At 62.6% G+C, this 1,472-nt stretch carries 3 protein-coding genes; 1 reads left to right on the top strand and 2 read right to left on the bottom strand.

From position 1 onward, the window contains the following. Positions 1–841 (bottom strand): MATE family efflux transporter (locus J0I64_RS08185; RefSeq protein ID WP_291407102.1); only part of this gene is annotated, 841 nt, incomplete at its 3' end. Positions 842–915: 74 nt separating this feature from the next. Between J0I64_RS08185 and J0I64_RS08180 the strand changes: the two genes are divergently transcribed. Beyond that, positions 916–1,275: a DUF423 domain-containing protein gene (locus J0I64_RS08180; protein ID WP_291407101.1), complete on the top strand. Its 360-nt coding sequence runs from the start codon at positions 916–918 to the stop codon at positions 1,273–1,275. On the opposite strand, the gene J0I64_RS08175 is transcribed toward J0I64_RS08180, so the two are convergent. Further along, on the bottom strand, positions 1,266–1,472 hold a 207-nt coding region (locus J0I64_RS08175), incomplete at its 5' end, for a hypothetical protein (RefSeq protein WP_291407100.1). The genes J0I64_RS08180 and J0I64_RS08175 overlap by 10 nt on opposite strands.

The following is a 1,472-nucleotide window of genomic DNA, read 5'->3' as shown; positions in this document are numbered from 1 at the left end:
CCATGAGCAGCGCGGCGGCGGTGAACATGCCGACTTCGGCAACGACTGTCAGGCCGATCGGCGTGCCGATGCGGAAAATCTCGCGGAAGCGCGGCCAGTCCGGTTTCCAGAAGCGCACCAGCACGTGGAAGCGCTTCAGCTTCCGGTGGCGCACGACATAGAGCACGAAGGCGATCAGCATGACGACATTGGTCAGCGTCGTCGCAATCGCGGCGCCGCGCAGTTCGAGCCGCGGAAAGCCGAAGTGGCCGAAGATCAGGACGTAGGCAACCAGCGCGTTCACCAGCACACCCAGCACCGTGATCACCAGAATCGCGCGGGTGGCGTCATAGGCGGACAGGAGGGAGCGGAACGAGATGATGCCGAAGGCGGGGAAGAGCGACCATGCGGCGATCTGGATGAACTGGTTGGCAAGTTCGGTCGCCGCAGCGTCCTGTCCGAGCATCTGGTAGATCGGCTTGATCTGCAGCACCAGCGGCACCAGGAGCGCGGCGAGAACGATGGCTGCCCAGCAGCCCTGGCGCACCACTCGGCGCACGGACTTGATATCGCCAGAGCCGCGCGCCTGTGCGACCAGCGGCGCAACGGCGCCGACGACGCCGATGCCGCCGACGAGGAAAGGCATCAGAAAATTCGTCGCGAGTGTGCCGGCCGCAAGATATTCCGAACCCAGCCAGCCGAGCAGAATCACGTCAGTCGTATGCAGCATGTTTTGGGCGAGCTGAGCGATGACCAGCGGCCAGGCGAGCGCGAAAGTCGCCCGGAATTCGGTGGCCCAGCTCGATGAGGCGTCAGTATTTGCGCCGGTCGCCGGCGACGACGGCGCGACATTTTCAGTCATTTTCGTTTCCCACACACACCGCCATGCTCTAGTCGAAAGGGGCTCGGCTTGGAAGGTGTGGGGCGGAAATGGTGATGTTGATGCGACGTGGATTGATTGCTCTTGCGGGGATTTTCGGGGCGCTTGGCGTCGCGACTGCCGCCATGGCTTCTCACGGCGAGGAGGTCAGGAATCTCGCTGCGATCTCGAGTATGGCGCTGGCGCATGCGCCGGTCCTGCTCATTATCGGGCTCGTCGGGCGGGGCAGGGTGCTGACCGGTGCCGGCCTCATTCTTGCCGCGGGTTGCGTTATCTTCGTTGCCGATCTCGCCATGCGCCAATGGACGGCGTCGCCACTTTTTCCAGGTGCCGCGCCGATCGGTGGCGGCGGTATGATCCTCGGCTGGCTGGGAATTGTCTCGGCGGCCGTGTCGAAGGCAATCGTTCACGATTGATTCAAATTTTCTTGAAGACGGCCGGAACCAAAGTTTTGGCTGAACATTAACAAAACGATCAGTTCCTGGAGGATCTCATGCATAAGTTCCTGATTATCGTTGCCGCCACGCTTTCCTTGGCTGCGTGCACCACCACCCAGCAGGGTACGACGGTTGGCGCGCTCGGCGGTGCAGTTGTTGGCGCCAGTGCCACGGGC

Origin of the sequence: Devosia sp., assembly GCF_017307565.1 — a bacterium.
In the GTDB taxonomy this organism is placed as follows: domain Bacteria; phylum Pseudomonadota; class Alphaproteobacteria; order Rhizobiales; family Devosiaceae; genus Devosia.
This window is presented reverse-complemented; position numbering and strand designations above follow the sequence as displayed.